13 protein-coding genes are annotated in these 18,874 nt (G+C 72.3%); 6 read left to right on the forward strand and 7 right to left on the reverse strand.

The window, feature by feature from the left end; translation table 11 throughout:
• Positions 1–39: 39 nt before the first annotated feature.
• Together ACFC96_RS18850 and ACFC96_RS18855 are read right to left on the reverse strand one after the other, a co-directional pair.
• Positions 40–2,868 carry a putative bifunctional diguanylate cyclase/phosphodiesterase gene (locus ACFC96_RS18850; RefSeq protein ID WP_376613194.1) on the reverse strand — a complete coding sequence of 943 codons (2,829 nt, stop codon included), beginning with the start codon at positions 2,866–2,868 and terminating at the stop codon, positions 40–42.
• A 430-nt stretch (positions 2,869–3,298) separates the two neighbouring features.
• The gene (locus ACFC96_RS18855; protein ID WP_376259295.1) at positions 3,299–4,249 is read right to left on the reverse strand and encodes a 2-hydroxyacid dehydrogenase; all 951 of its coding nucleotides are present in this window, start codon (positions 4,247–4,249) and stop codon (positions 3,299–3,301) included.
• A 98-nt stretch (positions 4,250–4,347) separates the two neighbouring features.
• Here ACFC96_RS18855 and ACFC96_RS18860 point away from each other — a divergent pair, with 98 nt between their 5' ends.
• Both ACFC96_RS18860 and ACFC96_RS18865 read left to right on the forward strand, forming a co-directional pair.
• Entirely contained in the window at positions 4,348–5,346 is a 999-nt protein-coding gene (locus ACFC96_RS18860) for an aldo/keto reductase (RefSeq protein ID WP_376259438.1), read from the forward strand.
• Positions 5,347–5,652: 306 nt separating this feature from the next.
• Positions 5,653–6,816, forward strand: coding sequence for a PQQ-dependent sugar dehydrogenase (locus tag ACFC96_RS18865; RefSeq protein ID WP_376613196.1), 1,164 nt, complete (start codon positions 5,653–5,655; stop codon positions 6,814–6,816).
• A 43-nt stretch (positions 6,817–6,859) separates the two neighbouring features.
• Here ACFC96_RS18865 and ACFC96_RS18870 read toward each other — a convergent pair whose 3' ends face one another.
• The 4 genes from ACFC96_RS18870 to ACFC96_RS18885 all read right to left on the reverse strand — a co-directional run bounded on the left by ACFC96_RS18870 (position 6,860) and on the right by ACFC96_RS18885 (position 11,474).
• Complete coding sequence (locus ACFC96_RS18870; protein WP_376613276.1) at positions 6,860–7,150, reverse strand: DUF6191 domain-containing protein; 291 nt, start codon at positions 7,148–7,150, stop codon at positions 6,860–6,862.
• A 95-nt stretch (positions 7,151–7,245) separates the two neighbouring features.
• Positions 7,246–10,305 carry an AAA family ATPase gene (locus ACFC96_RS18875; RefSeq protein ID WP_376613198.1) on the reverse strand — a complete coding sequence of 1,020 codons (3,060 nt, stop codon included), beginning with the start codon at positions 10,303–10,305 and terminating at the stop codon, positions 7,246–7,248.
• 158 nt (positions 10,306–10,463) lie between these two features.
• On the reverse strand, positions 10,464–10,661 hold the full coding sequence (locus ACFC96_RS18880; RefSeq protein ID WP_376259301.1) for a hypothetical protein: 198 nt from the start codon (positions 10,659–10,661) through the stop codon (positions 10,464–10,466).
• A 207-nt stretch (positions 10,662–10,868) separates the two neighbouring features.
• A complete protein-coding gene (locus ACFC96_RS18885) occupies positions 10,869–11,474 on the reverse strand; it encodes a hypothetical protein (RefSeq protein WP_376259302.1) in 606 nt (201 codons plus the stop codon).
• A 140-nt stretch (positions 11,475–11,614) separates the two neighbouring features.
• Here ACFC96_RS18885 and ACFC96_RS18890 point away from each other — a divergent pair, with 140 nt between their 5' ends.
• Genes ACFC96_RS18890 through ACFC96_RS18900 form a run of 3 tightly spaced genes read left to right on the forward strand, consistent with a single transcriptional unit; the run spans position 11,615 to position 15,943 of the window.
• On the forward strand, positions 11,615–14,050 hold the full coding sequence (locus ACFC96_RS18890; protein ID WP_376613199.1) for an FHA domain-containing protein: 2,436 nt from the start codon (positions 11,615–11,617) through the stop codon (positions 14,048–14,050).
• Positions 14,051–14,063: 13 nt separating this feature from the next.
• Positions 14,064–14,945 carry a hypothetical protein gene (locus tag ACFC96_RS18895; protein WP_376613201.1) on the forward strand — a complete coding sequence of 294 codons (882 nt, stop codon included), beginning with the start codon at positions 14,064–14,066 and terminating at the stop codon, positions 14,943–14,945.
• Positions 14,942–15,943, forward strand: coding sequence for a serine/threonine-protein kinase (locus ACFC96_RS18900; RefSeq protein WP_376613203.1), 1,002 nt, complete (start codon positions 14,942–14,944; stop codon positions 15,941–15,943). Before ACFC96_RS18895 ends, ACFC96_RS18900 begins: the two co-directional genes overlap by 4 nt.
• A gap of 139 nt (positions 15,944–16,082) precedes the next feature.
• Here the strand turns inward: ACFC96_RS18900 and ACFC96_RS18905 are convergent, their stop codons facing one another.
• Entirely contained in the window at positions 16,083–17,378 is a 1,296-nt protein-coding gene (locus ACFC96_RS18905; protein WP_376613205.1) for a streptophobe family protein, read from the reverse strand.
• Positions 17,379–17,587: 209 nt separating this feature from the next.
• Between ACFC96_RS18905 and ACFC96_RS18910 the strand changes: the two genes are divergently transcribed.
• Positions 17,588–18,853 (forward strand): DUF6777 domain-containing protein, encoded by a 1,266-nt coding sequence (locus ACFC96_RS18910; protein ID WP_376613207.1) that lies wholly within the window; start codon positions 17,588–17,590, stop codon positions 18,851–18,853.
• Positions 18,854–18,874: the final 21 nt, after the last annotated feature.

Here is an 18,874-nt window from a genome sequence, read left to right on the forward strand (position 1 = left end):
GCGCATGGCATTGACCCTCCCCCCGGCACACAGTGCGTGTCAAGTAGGTGGGACGGGAGTCTCATTATGTGAGCGCAGCAGGGTCGCCCGGCCGACCGGTGACGGCACGCCCGCGAACACCGGCTCGGCCGGACCGCTGGGCATCGGGTAGTTCCCCGAGGCCAGCGCGTGGCGCAGCCGGTACTCGTCGAGCGGCCCGGAGAAGGCCATTCCCTGTCCATGTGTGCACCCCATGGCGCGCAGTGCGACGACCTGCTCGGGCAGGTCGACGCCGTCCGCCACGGAATGCAGGCCGAGGTCACGGGCGATGCGCAGCAGACCACTGGTGATCTTGTGCAGGCGGGCGGATTCCACCACCCCTTCTACAAGGCTGCGGTCGAGTTTCAGTACATCGACAGGGAGCCTGCGCAGCGCCGTGACGGCCGCGTATCCGTTGCCGAAGCCGTCCAGGGCGATCCGCACGCCGAGCCTGCGCAGCGCGGTGAGACGGCGCTCCAGTTCGTCCAGGGGGACCCTGGGGTCGCTGTCGGCCAGTTCGATGACCAGCGCGCCGGAGGGCAGTCCGTGCCGGGTCAGGAGCGCCTCGACGGAGCCGAGGGGCAGCGACCGGTCGAGGAGCCTGCGGGCGCCGATCCGGACGGCCACGGGCACGGCATGACCTCTGCGGCCCCGCTCGGCGGCCTGCTCGACGGCCTCCTCCAGCATCCAGCGGCCGAGCTCGGCGGTGCGCTCGCCCTCCTCGGCGGTGCGCAGGAACTCGGCGGGCGTGAACAGGATGCCCTGGGTCGAGCGCCAGCGGGCCTGCGCCGCGACCGACGCGATCCGGCCCGTGTCGAGGGAGACGACCGGCTGGTGCAGCAGGGCGAACTCGCCTTCGTGCAGGGCGGCGCGCAGACGGGTGGCGAGCTCCGCCTTGCGGACGACGTCGGCCTGCATCTGGGGCGCGTACAGCTCCACCCGGCCCTTGCCCGCGGCCTTCGCCCGGTACATCGCCAGGTCCGCGTTCCGCAACAACTCGCCTGCGGATACGTCGGGTTCGGCGAAGGCCACGCCGATGGAGGCGGCCACCCGGACATCGTTGCCGTCGATGGCGTACGGCTGTGAGAGCGTGACCCTGAGGCGGTCCGCCAGCTCGTAGATGTGCTGCTCACGCGCGGTGTCGTCGCGGCTGCCGTCGCCGACGATCAGCGCCGCGAACTCGTCGCCTCCCAGGCGGGCGGCGGTGTCCCCGGAGCGCACGGATTCGGCCAGTCGCCGGCCGGCCTGGACGAGGAGTTCGTCGCCCGCCTGGTGACCGATGGTGTCGTTGACCTGCTTGAAGCCGTCGAGGTCGATGAAGAGGACGGCCGTACCGCGATCGGTGGCGCGGCGGCCTCCCAGCGCGTGGCCGACCCGCTTGGTGAACAGGGCGCGGTTGGGCAGGTCGGTGAGCGGGTCGTGCTCGGCGTTGTGCTGCAACTGAGCCTGCAGACGCACCCGTTCGGTGACGTCCCGGCTGTTGAGGATGAGGCCGCCGTGGTGGCGGTTGACCGTCGACTCCACGTTCAGCCAGGTGCCGGTGCCGGAGCGGAAGCGGCACTCGATCCGGGTCGTGGGCTCCTCGATCTGGCTCGCCGCGAGGAAGCGGCGCACTTCGTGGACCACGCGCCCGAGGTCCTCGGGATGGATGATCGAGGCGAGCTCGGATCCGACGAGCTCCTCGGCATCGCGTCCGTAGACCCCGACGGCGGCCGGGCTGACGTATCTGAGGACGCCGTTCGGAGCGGCGATCATGATGACGTCGCTGGAGCCCTGCACCAGGGAGCGGAAGTGGTTCTCCTTCTGCGCCAGCTCCTGGGTGAGGGTGATGTTGTCGAGGAGCATGATGCCCTGGCGGACGACGAGGGCCAGGACGACCGTGCAGGCCGTCAGGAGGACCACACGGTCGACTCTGTGGCCGTTCAGGACGTTGTAGAGAATCCCCAACGTGCAGACGGCGGCGGCCAGATAGGGCGTGAGCGCGGCGAGTGATCCGGAGATGGGGCGGGTGACCTGGTACCGCACGAACGCCGGTCCTTCCCCGTGCTCCCCGCGCCGCGCCCCCACCCACGGCGCGGACGCGAGCAGCAGCGAGCCGGCGAACCAGCCGGCGTCGAGGATCTCCCCCGAGTGATAACTCGCGTGGAGCAGGGGCGAGGTGAACAGGGCGTCGCACATGACGGTCAGGGCGAGCGCGCCGATCGCGGTGTTCACCGCCGTGCGGTTGCCGGACGAGCGCCGGAAGTGCAGCGCGAGCACCATGCTGACCAGCACGATGTCGAGGAGCGGGTACGCGAGGGAGAGCGCGGTGCGGGTGACGCTCTGCCCCTCGAACCGCGCGGCGTGTGCGAGGGCGAGGCTCCAGGACAGCGTGATCAGGGAGCCGGCGATGAGCCAGGAGTCGAGCGCGAGACACACCCAACCCGCCTTGGTGAAGGGGCGCTTGGCGAGGACCAGCAGTCCGACGATGGCGGGCGGGGCGAAGCACAGGAAGAAGAGATCGGCGAGGCTCGGGGTCGGCACCGGACGCTGGAGGACGACCTCGTACCAGCCCCACACCCCGTTCCCCAGGGACGCCATGGCGGAGGAGACCGCGAACAGGATCCAGGCCGGTCGAAAGCGAGTGCGCCGACGGCGTGCGTACGCGAAGTTCGACACGGCGGCGACCGCGGCGGCGGCGCTGAGTCCGAAGTCACCCATGAACAGGGCGAGCCGGTCGGATCCCCAGCCGAGCACGGATCCCGTGGCGTACCCGGCGCACAGGAGGGCGAGCACGAGCTGTGAGGCGAGCCCGGCCCCTCCGCCCTGGAACAGGCGGCGGCCGGTGATCACGGCTCCGGGGGCGCTCACGGAATGACTCCGGTCCGTGCCGCCCCCGTGCCCCCGCTTCCGTGAGCTGCCTGCTGAGGCCTTCTGCGCCCGCCGTTCCTGTGGCGCACGCCCCTGCGGCTGCCGTGGCAGCCGGGTCGGATCGTGCGGATCGGGGCGCGCGCGAGTCGTCGCCGGCGGCCCCGCCGCGTCGGATCGTTCGCCCATAGGCCATGCATCGCCCGTCGCCCCCTCACAGTCCGGTTGTCCGTCCCCCGCGCCGAACTCTCCACGGCGCTAGCCCAGTCGGGACGATACACCAGACTCGTCACTCAGGGACATAGCATATCTACTCTCCGTGACGACCAGGGAGGATGTGCGCACAGAGAGCATCCGGGCGGGCGCGGAGTGTGTACGAGGGCACGTGATGCCGGGCCGGGAGGCGGCGGACGGACCTCTCCGGAGCCCGCCCTCAGTCCGTCGTCAGGACGACGTTCTCGAGCGGTTCTCCCGCCGCGAACCGGGTCAGCTGCGCGGCGAGCAGACGCTTGGCCCGCGGCCAGAAGGCGGATGTGGAGCCGCCGACGTGCGGGCTGACGAGCACTCCGGGAGCGTGCCACAACGGGTGCCCCTGGGGCAGGGGTTCGGGATCGGTGACGTCGAGAGCGGCGGTGATCCGGCCGCTCTTCAGTTCGGCCAGGAGCGCCTCGGTGTCGACGACGGCCCCGCGCGCGACATTCACGAGGAGGGCGCCGTCCTTGAGTCGTGCCAGGAAGGCTGCGTTCGCGAGACCTCGCGTCGCCTCGTTGAGCGGCGTCGAAAGGATCACCACGTCCGCCTCGGGAAGCAGCGCGGGCAGTTCGGTGAGCGGATGCACAGGGCCGCGCGCGGTCGTGCGGGCGGAGCGTGCGACGCGCACCACCCGCGCGCACTCGAAGGGAGCGAGCCGGTCCTCGATGGCGGATCCGATCGACCCGTACCCGATGATCAGTACGTTCTTGTCGGCGAGCGCCGGATAGAAGCCAGAGCGCCACTCCTCGCTCTCCTGTCCTCGCACGAACCCGGGGATGCCCCTCAGGGACGCCAGGATCAGGGCGAGGGTGAGCTCGGCGGTGCTCGCCTCGTGCACGCCGCGCGCGTTGCACAGTTGCACGCCCGACGGGAGCGCACCGAGGCCTCCCTGTACATGGTCGACGCCGGCGGAGAGCGTCTGCACGGCCCGTACGGACGTCATCTGCGCCATGGGGCGTACACCGACGTCCGCGCCCTTCATGTAAGGGACCACGTAGAAGGCGCAGTCGGCCGGATCGGCGGGAAACTCGGGGCCGCCGTCCCAGAAGCGGTAGTTGAGCCCCTCGGGAAGCCCGGGGACCTCGTCTGCACGGAACGGGAGCCAAACGTCGGCGGATACCTCAGCACTCATGGTCAGGAGGCTAATGGGAGGTGGGCTGTGCGCGGGGGGCCGGGTCCCAGAGGTTAGTTTGGGTGCCTCTCGAACACGCAGAGGGAGGCTACTTCCAGGTGGAGCGCAGGACGATCGGGGCGGCAGCGCTCGAGGTGGGCGCGATCGGGCTCGGGTGCATGCCGATGAGCTGGGCCTACACCGGCTCGCGACAGCGGGGCGACGAGTCCGTACGCACTGTGCATGCCGCGCTGGACCGGGGGTCGACCCTGCTGGACACGGCGGACATGTACGGGCCGTTCACGAACGAGCTGCTGCTCGGACGGGTCCTGAAGGAGCGCCGGGGCGACGCCTTCGTGTCGACCAAGTGCGGGCTGCTCGTCGGGGAGCAGCACATCGTCGCCAACGGCCGGCCCGGGTATGTGAAGCGGGCCTGCGACGCGTCGCTTCGGCGGCTCCAGACCGACACGATCGATCTGTACCAGCTGCACCGGGCCGACCCCGAGGTGCCCGTCGAGGAGACGTGGGGCGCCATGGCGGAGCTGGTGGGCGCGGGGAAGGTGCGGGCGCTCGGGCTGTGCGCGGTGGGAGCGCGGGCGACGCGGCGGGGCAGGGCCGGGCTGCATGCGGGAACGATCCGGCAGCTGGAGCGGGTGCAGCAGGTGTTCCCGGTGAGCGCGGTGGAGGCCGAGCTCTCGGTGTGGTCGCCGGAGGCCCTGGAGGCGCTGCTGCCGTGGTGCGAGGCGCGGGGCGTGGGATTCCTCGCGGCGATGCCGCTGGGCAACGGCTTCCTCACGGGCACGCTGACGCCGGGGCAGGGCTTCGAACCGGACGATCTGCGGGCCCGGCATCCCCGGTTCACCGCGGAGATGATGGCGGCCAACCAGCCGATCGTGGCGGGCCTGCGCCGGATCGCCGCGCGGCACGGGGAAGCGGTCACTCCTGCGCAGGTGGCGCTGGCCTGGGTGCTGAGCCGCGGGCGGCACGTGGTCCCGGTGCCGGGTGCCAAGCGGGAGCGGTGGGCGGCGGAGAACGCCGCGGCCGCGGAACTACGGCTCACGGAGCGTGATCTGTCGGAGATCGGGGAACTGCCGCGAGCCCGGGGGTCTTGGGACTGAGAGGGGAGCTCGGGGCAGGCCGGGAGCTCGGGGGCGGAGAGCTCCGGGGCGGGGCACTCTGAGGGCGGGGTGCTCTGAGGGCTGAGAGGGGAAGTTCTGAGGGCTGGGGCTGGAAGTTCCGGGGGGCTGATGGGGGCTCTGACGGCTGGGACCGGGAGAGCGGCGGGCGGGAGTGAGTTACTCCGAACGCGTCGGAGTCGATCGGGAACCTGCGGGGTGGCTGCGGTGTATGAACAAGAGAACCGCAGCGCAGAAGAGCCGCCCGGTCCGCAGCGTCGAGGGGATCCGATCGTGCAACGTCCAGGTGTGCAGCCCGTGTTGGCCGTGTTGGCCTGTGCCTCGATCCTGTTCACGGCGGGGTGCTCCTCGGGTGCCGACGGTCCGCCGGACGGTCGGCACAGCGCCTCCGCCGGCTCGTCCGAACCTTCCGGTAACGCGGGGGGCGACACCGGTCCCGTGAAGGGTTCGGTGAAGGTCGTGCGCACGGTCGCCGAGGGCCTGAATTCCCCCTGGGGCCTGGCTCCGCTGCCGGGCGGCGGCCTGCTGGTGTCCTCGCGGGACGAGGCGACGATCACGCGGGTCGACACGAAGACGGGCAAGAAGACCGAGGTCGGCACCGTGCCCGGGGTGGTCCCGGCCGGCGAGGGCGGACTGCTCGGCCTGGCCCTCTCCCCGTCGTTCGCCTCCGACCACTGGGTCTACGCGTACTTCACCGCGAAGTCGGACAACCGCATCGTGCGCATGCGGTACGACGCGAAGAAGCCGCCGGGTGATCAGCTGGGCGCGCCCGAGACGGTGTTCAAGGGCATCCCGAAGGGCACGAACCACAACGGTGGGCGCATCGCGTTCGGCCCGGACAGGCTGCTCTACGCGGGCACGGGTGAGACGTACGTGAAGAAGTATGCCCAGGACAAGAAGTCCCTCGGCGGCAAGATCCTGCGGATGACCCCGGACGGCAGACCGGCCCCCGGAAACCCCTTCGGCGACTCCGTGGTCTATACGTACGGCCACCGCAATGTGCAGGGGCTCGCCTGGGACAAGGACAAGCGGCTGTGGGCCTCGGAGTTCGGCCAGGACACATGGGACGAGCTCAACCTGATCGTGCCGGGGGACAACTACGGCTGGCCCGACGTCGAGGGCAAGGGCGGCAGGCCCGGCTTCCACGACCCGGTGGCCGTGTGGCACACGTCCGAGGCGTCGCCGAGCGGCATCGCCTACTCGGAGGGCTCGATCTGGATGGCGGGCCTGAGAGGCCAGCGGCTGTGGCGGATCCCCCTGAAGGGGGCTGGGCCGGCGGCCGAGCCCCAGGCCTTCCTCGTCGACGAGGCGACCGACCAGGGCACATACGGAAGGTTGCGCACGGTGGTCGCCGCGGACCGGAACAAGCTGTGGCTGACGACGAGCAACACGGACTCGAGAGGCACGCCCCGGAAGGGCGACGACCGGATCCTGGAGCTGGAGGTGTCCTGAAGGGCGGGGCCCGCCGGGTCCCCGGCGGGAGCGGAGCCGGCGCTCAGGTCTCGCCGTCGGAGGGAGCGGGGACGGCGAGGTCGGGCGCGTCCGCCTCGGGGGCCGGCTCCCTCGGCTCCGCTTCGTCCGTCACGTCCGTCACGTCCGTCACGTCCTTCGCGTCCGCCGGGTGAGGTGGTGTCTGGGCGGGGACGCGGACCACCACCGTGCCGGAGGTGAGGTCTATGGGGCCGCGCCCCGGGTCGCCGTCGTTGAGATCGACGCGGGTCAGCTCCAGCCGTTTGCGCTCCTCGTTGGTGTTCTTGCGACCGGGCGAGAACAGCTCCTCGAACATGTTGAACACGGCGCCTCCGGGTGGCCGAGACCTCCGTCCAGCGTACGACAGCGCGAAATTTCACCCTTCGTGACGATCCCATTGCGGTCTGCGACTCAGCCCGTCGGAGCGAACAGTCTCAGGCGGTGGGCCAGGGCGGCTGCCTCGCCGCGGCCGGCGACGCCCAGCTTGGCGAGGATGTTGGAGACGTGGACGCTCGCCGTCTTCGGGGAGATGAAGAGCTCCTCGGCGATCTGACGGTTGCTGCGTCCGGCGGCGACGAGGCGCAGGACGTCGCGTTCGCGGCTGGTCAGGCCGAGTTCCTCGGCGGGGTCGACGGGGGTCCGGGGGCGTGGCGCGGCGGGGTTCAGGGTGAGCCGGGCACGCTGGGCGAGGAGGGCGACCGCCTCGGTGAGCGGGCGCGCTCCGATGTGGTCGGCGACGGCTCCGGCGAGCCGCAGCAGTTCCGTGGCCCGCTCCCTCTCGTCCTCGAACGTGGCGGCTGCCACGAGGAGGGACTCCGCCGCGCGGAAGCGGACACGGGCGAGGTCGTGGGGGCGGTCGAGCGACTCGAAGGTGGTGAGGGGATGGGACCAGTCGTCAGGGGTGTCGCGGCCTTCGGCGCGCAGGAGTTCGGCGCGGACCCACTGTTCGTGGGCGAGCCAGACGGGCATGGGGGTGGCCAGGTGCTTGGCGGCGGTGCGGATGCGGTCGACGGCTCCGGCGCGGCCGGGCTCCGCGGCCGGCAGGCCCCGCGCGTCGGCCTCGGCGACGGCGGCGGCGACGAGGAGGGGCCAGGCGTATCGCTGATTGCTCGGCGGGATGCCCTCGGCGACGACACGGGCGAGTTCGGCGCGGGCGTCGAGGAGTCCCTGGGTGCCGCCGGCGGCGGCCGCGATGCCTACGGCGAGGGCCGACAGGGGCAGCGCGTACTGGGGCATGGTGTCGTGGGTGCCGTAGGTGGCGCGGGCCGCGGCGAGCTGGGCGGACGCCTCGGCGTGGTCGCCGCGGCCGAGCGCGACGGTCGCGCGGCGGAGGGCGGCCGTGCCGCGGGGCTTGGCGCTCAGGGCGGAGGACCGCAGGGCCGTGTCGACGACGGCGTCGGCCTCGGTCCAGCGGCCCAGCGAGGTGAGGGACTCGGCCATGTTGGTCAGGACCCAGCCCTCCGAGTCGAGGAGGCCGTACCGGCGGCACAGGTCCATGCCCGACTCGGCGACGGCCACGGACTCGAGGGAGCGGCCCGCGCTCTCCAGAGAGGAGGCGAGATTGATGTGGACGCGACCGACCTGCGGGACGAGGCCGATCTCGACGACCCGGTCGCGCACGGCGTACATCTCGGCCAAGCCGCGGTCGGCCTCCCCCGCGTCGACGAGGAGGCCGCCGAGAGTGAGTCTCGCGTTCAGTTCGATGTCCTCGGCCTTGACCATGCGGGCGTATTCGACGGCCCGTTCGGCGGCGGCAAGGGTCTCCTCACCGGGGTTGTGGAGCATGCCCCAGGAGGCGACGTTGGTGAGGACCTCGGCGTGCACCTCGGACGGCGGCAGTCCGCGTACGAGTTCCTGGGCGGTGGCGATCTCGGCCCAGCCGTCGCCGCGGCCGAGGGACGGCACGAGGCGGGAGCGCTGGATCCAGAACCAGGCGGCGCGCAGGGGGTCCTTCTCGTCGTCGGCGTCGTCGATGAGGCGCAGGGCACGCTTGGTGATCTTGAGGGAGCGTTCACGTTCGCCGCACAGCCGGCCGGCGACGGCGGCCTCGGCCATCAGGTCGAGATAGCGCAGCGGGGTGGTGGCGGGGTCGCAGCCGCAGGGCGGGTAGACCTCGGTGTAGTCGACGGGGCGCAGTGCGGCGCGGACGTCCTCGGGGGCCTCGTCCCAGAGGTTCATCGCCCTTTCCAGGAGCCGCAGTTGCTCGGAGTAGGCGTGCCGGCGGCGAGCCTCGACGGACGCGTCGAGGACGGCGGGCAGGGCCTTGGCCGGGTCGTGTGCGTGGTACCAGTAGCTCGCGAGGCGCGTGACGCGTTCGTCGGCGCGGACGAGCGAGGGGTCCGCTTCGAGTGCCTCGGCGTAACGGCGGCTGAGGCGGGAGCGTTCGCCGGGCAGGAGGTCGTCGCCGACGGCCTCGCGGACCAGGGAGTGGCGGAAGCGGTAGCCGTCCCCGTCGGGGGTGGCGAGCAGGATGTTGGCGCCGACGGCGGCGCGCAGGGCTTCGATCAGTTCGTCCTCGCCGAGCCGGGCGACGGCGGCGAGCAGCGCGTACTCGACGGTGGAGCCGCCCTCGGCGACGATCCTGGCCACGCGCTGGGCGTCGTCGGGAAGGCCCTCGACGCGGACGAGGAGCACGTCGCGCAGCGTCTCGGACAGGCCGGTGCAGCAGCCCTCGCTGGTGGCGACGGCAAGTTCCTCGACGAAGAACGCGTTGCCGTCGGAGCGCTCGAATATGTCGTCCACCTGGGCCTGTTCGGGCTCGGCGGCGAAGATCCCGGCGACCTGGCGGGCCACCTCGTCGCGGCTGAACCGGTCGAGTTCGAGGCGGGTGACGGTGCGCAGACGGTCGAGTTCGGCGAGGAGCGGGCGCAGGGGGTGGCGGCGGTGGACGTCGTCGGCGCGGTACGTGGCCACGATGACGAGGCGGCCGCTGCGCAGCGTACGGAAGAGGTAGGAGAGGAGGTGGCGGGTGGAGGCGTCGGCCCAGTGGAGGTCCTCCAGGACGACGAGGACGGTGCGGTCCGCGGCGACGCGTTCCAGGAGACGGGCCGTCAGCTCGAAGAGCCGGGCCATGCTCTCCTCGCCGTGGCGTCCGTCGCGTCCGGTCGGCGCGGGGGAGAGTTCCGGCAGGAGCCGTGCCAGCTCGGTCTCCTGTCCGGCGGCCGCCGCGACGAACTCTTCGGGCAACTGTCGGCGCAGGGCGCGCAGAGCCGTCGAGAAGGGGGCGAACGGAAGCCCGTCCGCGCCGATCTCTACGCATCCGCCGAGCGCGACGACGGCGCCCTCGCGTCCCGCGGCGAGCGCGAACTCCTCGACGAGACGGGTCTTTCCGACCCCCGCCTCCCCGCCGAGCAGCATGGCCTGCGGCTCCCCCGTGGTGGCACGGGCGAGCGCCTTGTTGAGTACGCCCAGTTCGCCGGCGCGACCGACGAACACCGGGCTGACGCACCTGGTCTCCACAGGGGCGAGCATCGCACAGGGGTCCGACGCAGCGGCACCCGTTATCGCCGAGGGCGGAGTGGGGCGCGGGTGAGTGACCTCGATCCGGCTGTCGGCCGCGCGTGCGTCGGAACCGACGTGGAAAGGGAGGACCACACCCGTGTGGCCCTCCCCCGGCTCTGCCCTCATCGTCAGGCCGCACGTGCGAAACGCGAGCGGCCCGAGCGCGGACTGTTCACCCGGCCCTCCGCGTCCTGGCCGGCAGAGGAGGCGCGGCGCTCCGCGCGCCGGCTGCGCCGGGCTTCACGGGCCTCGCGGACCAGCCGGCTGTGCTCGGCCCTGCGGATGAGTTCGGTGGCGCGGACCTGGTGGATCTCGTACGCGTACATCTGGTGCTCCCTGGTGGCGAGTGGGTTTCGGCTTCGCTTTCTGCGATGCCTCAACACTCGTCTCCCAGGGGGGTCCGCCACATCGGGAGAGTGCCGCATGTTGCGGGTACGGGGTGCCTTAGACGTACCTCAGAGGACCTCAGACCGGTCTGAGGCACCCCCGACCCGGCCTGAGGCACCCCCGACGCACGTCTCAGGAAGCAGGAGTCAGGAAGAGGTCGAGGGGAGCGCCATGAGGATGTCGGTGTACTTCGCCACGGCGAGCAGCAGACCGAGGACGCCGAGGGAGACACCCGCCCAGGCGACCGACTTGATCCACACGGCCTGCGGCCTGCCCGGGGCGCCGAACGCGGGCCTGGCCAGGACGACCGCGCCGACGATCAGCGCGAGGAGCGCGAAGATACCGCCGACCAGGGCGGTGGCGTGCCATGAGTCGCCGTAGACCTCGGAGACCTGCTTGGCGACGCTTGCGCTCTGCGAGGTCTGGAGCTGGCCGATCAGGGACTCGCGGGCCGAGGCGACGGTCGCGACCCAGCTGCCGCTGAGCGCGACGACGCCGAGTGCCGCGGAGACGACGGCGCCGGCGCCCTGCCCCGCACCGGAGGAGTCCTCCGCGGGCGCGGCGGTCGCGAACGGCTCGTCGTCGAGATCCGCGTCCGTGTCCTCGACGGCGTCGGCAGCCTCGGCGGCGTCGGTACCTTCGGCCTCCTTGGTGACCTCGCTGACCTCAGGAGTCTCGGCGGCAGTTTCCGTGGTCTCGGCGGTGGTGGACTCAGGGGTCTCGGTCGTCTCGTCATCAGTCTTCGTAACCATGCACCGCACCGTACGGACGGAGTCTGAGAGCTCTCTTAACGAGCTGAGGCCGGGCTGAGACCGGCCTGTGCCGGGCCTGTGTGCGGCCGGAGCGCTCGCCCGATCAGGCACACACCAGTACACATCGATAGAATTCGGACATGGCAGAGCGGCCCGTCGCCCCGACTGCGCCCGAGCTTGTGCTCGAAACCGATGCCGGACCCACGGTGATGAGCCCGAGCAGGGACTACCACGTCGGTCGCGACCCCCTGAGCGACATCGTCCTCGACGACGCCCGCGTCTCATGGCACCACGCAGTGCTCCGGCCCGTCGACGACCATTGGTCTCTGGAGGACGAGGACAGTACGAACGGCACGTACACCGGGGGCCGGCGCATCCACGAGTCCGGGGTGGGACCGGGCACGGTCATCAGATTCGGTCACCCCGCGGACGGGCCGCGCGCCGTACTGGTCGGCCACGAGCCACCGCCGCCACCGCCCGAACCCGTGACGGATCACCTGTCGGATCAGGTGCCGGACCGCATCCCTGATCACGTACTTGATCAGGTGTCAGCGACGACCCGCGCCCCCGAACGGCCCTCCGCCGTCTCCATGCCCGGCGCGACCGGCACGTTCCGGCGGCCGACGACCGTGCGGCCGCTGCCCGCCCGCACCGTGCACATCGGCCGCAGCCCCGACAACGACCTCGTGGTCGACGACCTGATCGTCTCCCGCCGCCACGCGGAGCTGCGGGCGCAACCCGACGGCACGTACGAGATCGTCGACCTCGGCTCGCACAACGGCACCTACCTCAACGGCACGCCGGTCTCCCGCGCGCGGGTCTCGCCCGGGGACATCGTGGGTATCGGCCACTCCGCGTTCTGCCTGGTCGGCGACACGCTGCAGGAGTTCGTCGACACCGGCGAGGTCTCGCTCGACGTCCAGGACCTGGCGGTCACCGTGGACCGGGGCCGCAAGACGCTTCTCGATCACGTCTCGTTCCCGGTCGGCGAGAAGTGCCTGCTCGCCGTCGTGGGCCCGAGCGGCGCGGGCAAGTCCACGCTGCTCAACGCGCTGACCGGGCTGCGCCCCGCCGACCGGGGCACGGTCCTGTACGACGGCCGCGACCTGTACCGCGACTACGCCGAACTGCGCCAGCGCATCGGGCTCGTGCCGCAGGACGACATCCTGCACTCGCAGCTGACCGTGCACCGGGCCCTCGGATACGCGGCCGAACTCCGCTTCCCGCAGGACACCGAGAAGTCGGAACGGCGCGACCGCGTCGACGAGGTCGTCCGCGAGCTGGGCCTCGAGCAGCGGGCGAGGCAGCCGATCCACAGCCTCTCCGGCGGTCAGCGCAAGCGCGTCAGCGTCGCCCTCGAACTGCTCACGAAGCCGTCACTGCTCTTCCTCGACGAGCCGACCTCCGGGCTCGACCCGGGCATGGACCGCTCGGTGATGCACATGCTGCGCGGCCTCGCCGACGACGGGCGGACCGTCATCGTCGTCACGCACAGCGTCCTCAGCCTGGACGTGTGCGACCGGCTGCTGGTCCTCGCCCCCGGCGGGAGGATCGCGTTCTACGGCCCGCCGGGGGACGCGCTCGGGTTCTTCGGCTTCGAGGAGTGGCCGGAGGCGTTCGAGGCGTTCGAGAACGACCGCGACCGCGGCTGGGCGCAGGACTACAGCACGTCCCCGTTCCACCGTCGGTACATCGTGAACTCCACGGCGCAGCCCCGGCTGACGACCACTCCCGCGAAGGAGGTGGCCCCGCCGCCGAGGACACGGAGCTGGGGCGCGCAGCTGCGGACGCTCGTGCGCCGGTACGCGGCCGCGCTGAGCGCCGACCGGACCTTCCTCGCCATCATGATCGCGCTGCCGTTCGTCATGGGTGCGATGGTGCGTGCGCTGGCCGGCAGCCGTCTCACCCCGGAGTCGGCGATGAACGCGCTGCTCCTGCTGTGTGTGGGCGGTGTGCTCACGGGGGCCGCCAACGCCGTGCGCGAGCTGGTGAAGGAACGGGTGATCTACCAGCGGGAACGTGCCGTCGGGCTGTCCAGATCCGCGTATCTGATGTCCAAGGTCGTCGTCCTCGGCACGATCACGGTGCTCCAGGCCATTGTGCTGACGCTCGTCGGGCTCGTCGGTGTCGACCTCGACGCGCCAGGCGGCAAGGGGGTGTTGATGCCTCCGCTGGTGGAGATCACGCTGACGGTGGCGCTCCTGTCGTTCACGGCGATGATGCTCGGTCTGCTCGTGTCCGCCCTGGTGCGCAAGGAGGAGGTCACCATGCCGCTCCTGGTGCTCCTCGCGATCATCCAGGTCGTGTTCTGCGGCGCGCTGCTCCAACTGCACGGGGTGCCCGGCATCGAGCAGTTGTCGTGGCTGGTCCCGTCGCGGTGGGCGCTGGCCGCGATGGCGGGCACGGTGGGTCTGTCCCGGATCGTGCCGGGGAAGCTGACGAGCGACCCCCTGTTCGAGCACGCCACCGGGGTGTGGCTGCTCGACATGGGGATGCTGGTCGTGCTCTCGGCCGTCTTCGGGTTCGCCGTCGCGCGTCTGCTGCGCCGGCACGAGCCCGCCATCATGCGGAAGTAGCGAAGAGGCGCCCATGGCGACACCGGAGTTCCGCCCCACCCATGTCGTGCCCCCGGACGGGATGCCCGCCTGGGAGGAGCCGGACGTGTCCCGGCCCACGCAGCCGCTCGACCCGCTGCTCCCCGTCGAACTGGTCGAACGGCGCGCGGACTGGGGCCGGATCGTGTGCGCCAACGGCTGGTCGGCATGGGTCGACGGTCGCCTGCTCGTCGCCGTGCCGCGCGACCCGCCGGAGGCCGGAAAGCCGATGGCCCGCACGGCGGATCCGCGCCCGCTGATGGCACGCGTCGAGGAGGCCGCGGGCCAGTACCGGCGGGCGGCACAGGAACTGGCCGAGGAGCGCATCGACCGGGAGACGTTCCAGCGCCGCACGCAGGGGCTGCGGGTGGGGATGGTCGTCGACGGCGAGGCCGTGTGGCTGTACGACGCCGAGCACGAGCGGTGGGTGTACTGCGACGGCACGCAGCTGAGTACGTACGCGGCGGGGGCAGGACCGGGACGGCCGAGCGCGGCGACTCCGGCGCCCGCGGCCGAGCCCGCAGCGGCTCCCGCACCGGCCGCGGCCCCGGAACCCACGCGCATCGTGGACCCGGAAGAGGCCGCCGCATCGGGCCCGCACGGCACGCCCCCCAGCCCGGACGAGAGCACCGACGGAACACCCCCCGCCCCGGAACCCACGCGCGTCGTGGACCCGGGAGAGGCCGCCGCATCGGGCCCGCACGGCACGCCCCCCAGCCCGGACGAGAACGCCGACGGAACACCCCCCGCCCCCGAGCCGACACGCATCGTGGACCCGAAGGAGACGAACGGCCACGGCCCGGCGGAGCGCGGCGCCCGGGACCCCTCCGCCTCCGCCCCCGTACGGGACGCCCCCAGGCCCGGTGACCGGCGATGACGGACGATCCGCAGTTGCCCGTCGGCCGTGCGTCCGATCTGCTCGGACGGCAGATCGCCGGGTACCGCGTGGAGAGCGAGATCGGCCGGGGCGGCATGGCCGTCGTCTACCGGGCGTTGGACCTGCGTCTCGACCGCACGGTCGCGCTCAAGCTGCTCGCCCCCGAACTCGTCCGCAACGACACCTTCCGTAAACGGTTCACGCACGAGTCGCGCGTCGCCGCCGCGATCGACCATCCGCACATCGTGCCCGTCTTCGAGGCCGGCGAGACCGAGGGCATCCTCTACATCGCCATGCGCTTCGTCGCGGGCCAGGACCTGCGCGCGCTCATCGATCGCCAGGGTCCGCTGCCCGTGGCGACGGCGGTACGGATCGCCGCGCAGGTCGCGTCCGCGCTCGATGCCGCCCACGACCACGACCTGGTGCACCGGGACGTGAAGCCGGGCAACATCCTGGTCGCCGCGGGAACGGACAGCGACCACCCCGAGCACGTGTACCTCACCGACTTCGGCCTGACGAAGAAGTCGCTGTCGCTGACGGGGTTCACGTCCGTGGGCCAGTTCGTCGGCACACTCGACTATGTGGCGCCCGAGCAGATCTCCGGCCGGCCGGTCGACGGCCGGTGCGACGTCTACAGCCTCGCCTGTGTCGTCCAGGAGACCCTGACCGGCCTGCCGCCGTTCCAGCGCGACGACGACATGGCGCTGCTGTGGGCCCACCAGTTCGACCCGCCGCCGCCCGTGACCGGGCTGCGCCCGGATCTCCCGGCGGCGATGAACGACGTACTCGCCAAGGCGCTGGCGAAGAGCCCGGACGACCGCTACGACTCGTGCCTCCAGTTCGTGGCGGCCCTGCGCGCGGCGGCCCGTGGCGGCGCCCGGGACAACCATCCCCCGACGCAGGTGAACGGCCGGATCACCACGTGGTCCCCCACCGCCGAGCCCCCGCCCGCACCCCCGCGATGGGCGCTGCCGGTCTTCACGGGCCTCGCGCGCTAGCCCGCCCGGCCCGTCCTCCCCTCCCCTCCCCTCTGCTCCCCTCCACCTCCTGTCCTGTCCCTTCAGCTCAGCCCTACTCAGCTCAGCCCCGCGGTCGACGCCGATCCGGTCGGCTCCGGTCCGGTCGATGCCGATCCGGTCAGCCCCGGTCCGGCTTCGCCGTCTCCACCTCTCCGCGCCGGTGGCGCCGGGACGCGAGCAGGCCGCCGAGGAACCCGGTGACCAGGCCCCACAGGACCGCGAGGCCGAGGGCGCTCCACACGTTCGGGCGGAGCGACACCTCCCCGCCGAGCCCGCCGCCGATGTCGCCGATGCCGAGGAGCGACAGGCCGTAGTGCGCGGAGACGCGGGCGAGGAGGCAGATGGCGAGCACGGTCAGGACGAGGGCCACCGCCATGTGGACGGCGTGCTGCCAGGCCCGCATCCGGGCGGGCGACCGCAGCGCCATGCCGAACGCGGCCGCCAGTGTCAGGATCGCGGCCACCGCGACCGACCACCAGACACGGCCGTCCTGCTCGGCGAGCGTGCTGACGTCGATGGTGGAGATGTCGGGCGTGCGGAGCACGGCGTCGAGGATGTGCGGTACGGGCAGGCCGAACGGGCCGTCGACCTTGCCTTCCCAGGACGCGCCGAGGCCGATCGTGTAGGCGAACCAGACGAGGTTGGGCAGGCCGAGGAGGATCACGGCGAACGTCTCGGACGCGTGGCCGCGCGTCGCGGCGACGACGAGACCGATGATGACGCCCAGGACCACGTACACGAGCAGCAGCGCCACCATCGCGTACGCGGCCGGGCGCACCGACTCCTGGAAGCGGACGAGGCGGGCGGGGAGCGGGGCGGCCCGCGACACGAGGACGGCGAGGATCATGACGCCCGCGAGCCACAGCAGGCCGAAGAGCAGGGTGAGGGGCAGGTTCGTCCGGAATCCGACCTTGGGCGGGCCGTCCAGGACACCCTCGATGATCCCGCCGGTCGGGTCCGTGACGGGGATGTCGAAGTCCTGCCTGGCCAGGAGCGAGAGGACGACGAGTGCCACCACCCACGGCACGGCCACCCGCCCGGCCCAGCCGAGGAGTTCGCCGCCGCTCGCGACGGCCCGGTGGCGCAGGGGCCGCAGAAAGCCCGCGGCGATCACCAGGGCTCCGACGAGGGTGACGGAGAGGGGCAGGACCGAGATGTCGGCGTGGGTCTGGGCGAGTTCTCCGGCGTTTCCGGCCAGTTCGACGGAACCGCCGGCCGCCATCACCACGACGGCGGCGACCACTCGGGGGAAGGAGCTCCCGGGCAGCCCGCCCGCGCCCGCGGCCCACAGGCCGAGTGCCGCCGTGACCAGCATGGCCACGAGCCCGGCGAGCACGGCCACGAGGGCCGCGGCCCAGCCGTGTTTCGCGCTGCGCCGGGTGCCGGTCCGGCCGCCGGATGCCTGTTCGCTCACGGGAGCCACGCTAGGCAGGCGCCGGGCGGTCCGCCCCTCGGGAGGGCCGACCGCGTCGCGTCGCGGGCCGTACGAGTTCGGCTTGCGGGCCGTACGAGCGCGCAGCACACAATGAGGAGGTAACGGGATATAGGGGACTGGGCCTCCCGGCCGCGAGGTGGGCCCCCGCTCTCCCCGTCCCATGCCTCCTACGGTGAGAAGAAGCGCCCGTGAGTGACCGACCGACGGAGCCCGGCCGCCCCACCGGGCCGCCATCCGGCCCGCTCTCGGGCCCGACCCAGCCCGCGTCCGCACCCCCGCCGCCCGGACCCCCCTCAGGACCACCGCACGGCGAAGGGTCCGGCTCACGCCCCGGCTCAGGCTCCGGCAGTACGGGCGGCGGCACCGGCGGCACGCCACCCCCGGGCGACACCCCACCCCCCGGCGGCACGCCACCCCCGGACGGCACCCCGCCCCCGGACGGCCCGCACCCCGATCGCCCCTGGTGGCGGTTCACGCCCAAGAAGATCGCGGCGCTCGGCGCCTTGATCGTCGCGGCGGTGGTCGCCACCGTCGTCCTCACCAGCTCCGGCGGCGGCGGTGGAGGCGGGGGAACCGCGGCCGGCGACGAGCTCTTTCTCCAGAGCGCCGACTCGTCCGGCCCCGACCCGTTCACCGGGTCGAGCACGCGGAAGGGCGCCACCGCGACGACGCCGACCGCGCTGCCGAGCGCCTCGGGAACCGGCCCGTCGACGAGCGCGAACATCGTCCGGGGCGTCGAGGGCTCCGCCCCCGGTCTGTACGGCGGCACCCGCACCATCTCCAGCTGCGACGTGGAGAAGCAGATCCGCACGCTGGGCGCGGAGCCGGACAAGAACAAGGCGTTCGCCTCCGTCCTCGGTCTCGACCCGTCCGGCGTTCCCGCCTATCTGCGGTCCCTGACACCGGTCCAGCTCCGCCTCGACACCCGGGTCACGAACCACGGCTTCCGCGACGGCGCGGCGACGGCCTTCCAGTCCGTGCTCCAGTCCGGCACCGCCGTGCTCGTGAACGACCGCGGGGAGCCGCGCGTGCGGTGCTCGTGCGGGAACCCGCTGCTCGCGCCGGTGCCTCTGCGAGGGTCGGTGAAGCGTCAGGGCAAGGACTGGCCGGGGTACAAGGCGTCGAACGTGGTGGTCGTGTCGCCGGCGCCGCAGCCGGTGAACAGGTTCGTGATGTACGACCCGGAGACCGACGGCTGGTTCACCCGAACCGCGGGGACCACGGGCGGCAGCGACCACAGGACCACGCCGCGCACCCCGCCCGGGGCCTCCCCCTCGAACACGTCGACAGCCCCGTCGTCCGAGACGTCCTCGTCGTCCCCGTCGTCCCCGTCGTCCCGGTCGTCCGAGTCGTCACAGCCGCCGTCGTCCGAGGCACCCGGAGCGTCGTCGGCCCCGCCGTCGGGCGCAGAGTCCCCCGCCCCCGAGCCACCCGCCTCACAACCGGCGAGCTAGGGCCTTTCGTTCGGATCAGGC

The sequence above is a fragment of the Streptomyces sp. NPDC055955 genome, from assembly GCF_042270245.1.
Lineage (GTDB): Bacteria > Actinomycetota > Actinomycetes > Streptomycetales > Streptomycetaceae > Streptomyces.

Excerpts from the sequence above, each read along its gene's own strand:
- ACFC96_RS18855 (WP_376259295.1), bottom strand. The coding sequence starts at position 4,249 with ATGAGTGCTGAGGTATCCGCCGACGTTTGGCTCCCGTTCCGTGCAGAC.
- ACFC96_RS18870 (WP_376613276.1), bottom strand. The coding sequence starts at position 7,150 with ATGTTCGAGGAGCTGTTCTCGCCCGGTCGCAAGAACACCAACGAGGAG.
- ACFC96_RS18875 (WP_376613198.1), bottom strand. The coding sequence starts at position 10,305 with ATGCTCGCCCCTGTGGAGACCAGGTGCGTCAGCCCGGTGTTCGTCGGT.
- ACFC96_RS18880 (WP_376259301.1), bottom strand. The coding sequence starts at position 10,661 with ATGTACGCGTACGAGATCCACCAGGTCCGCGCCACCGAACTCATCCGC.
- ACFC96_RS18885 (WP_376259302.1), bottom strand. The coding sequence starts at position 11,474 with ATGGTTACGAAGACTGATGACGAGACGACCGAGACCCCTGAGTCCACC.
- ACFC96_RS18890 (WP_376613199.1), top strand. The coding sequence starts at position 11,615 with ATGGCAGAGCGGCCCGTCGCCCCGACTGCGCCCGAGCTTGTGCTCGAA.
- ACFC96_RS18895 (WP_376613201.1), top strand. The coding sequence starts at position 14,064 with ATGGCGACACCGGAGTTCCGCCCCACCCATGTCGTGCCCCCGGACGGG.
- ACFC96_RS18900 (WP_376613203.1), top strand. The coding sequence starts at position 14,942 with ATGACGGACGATCCGCAGTTGCCCGTCGGCCGTGCGTCCGATCTGCTC.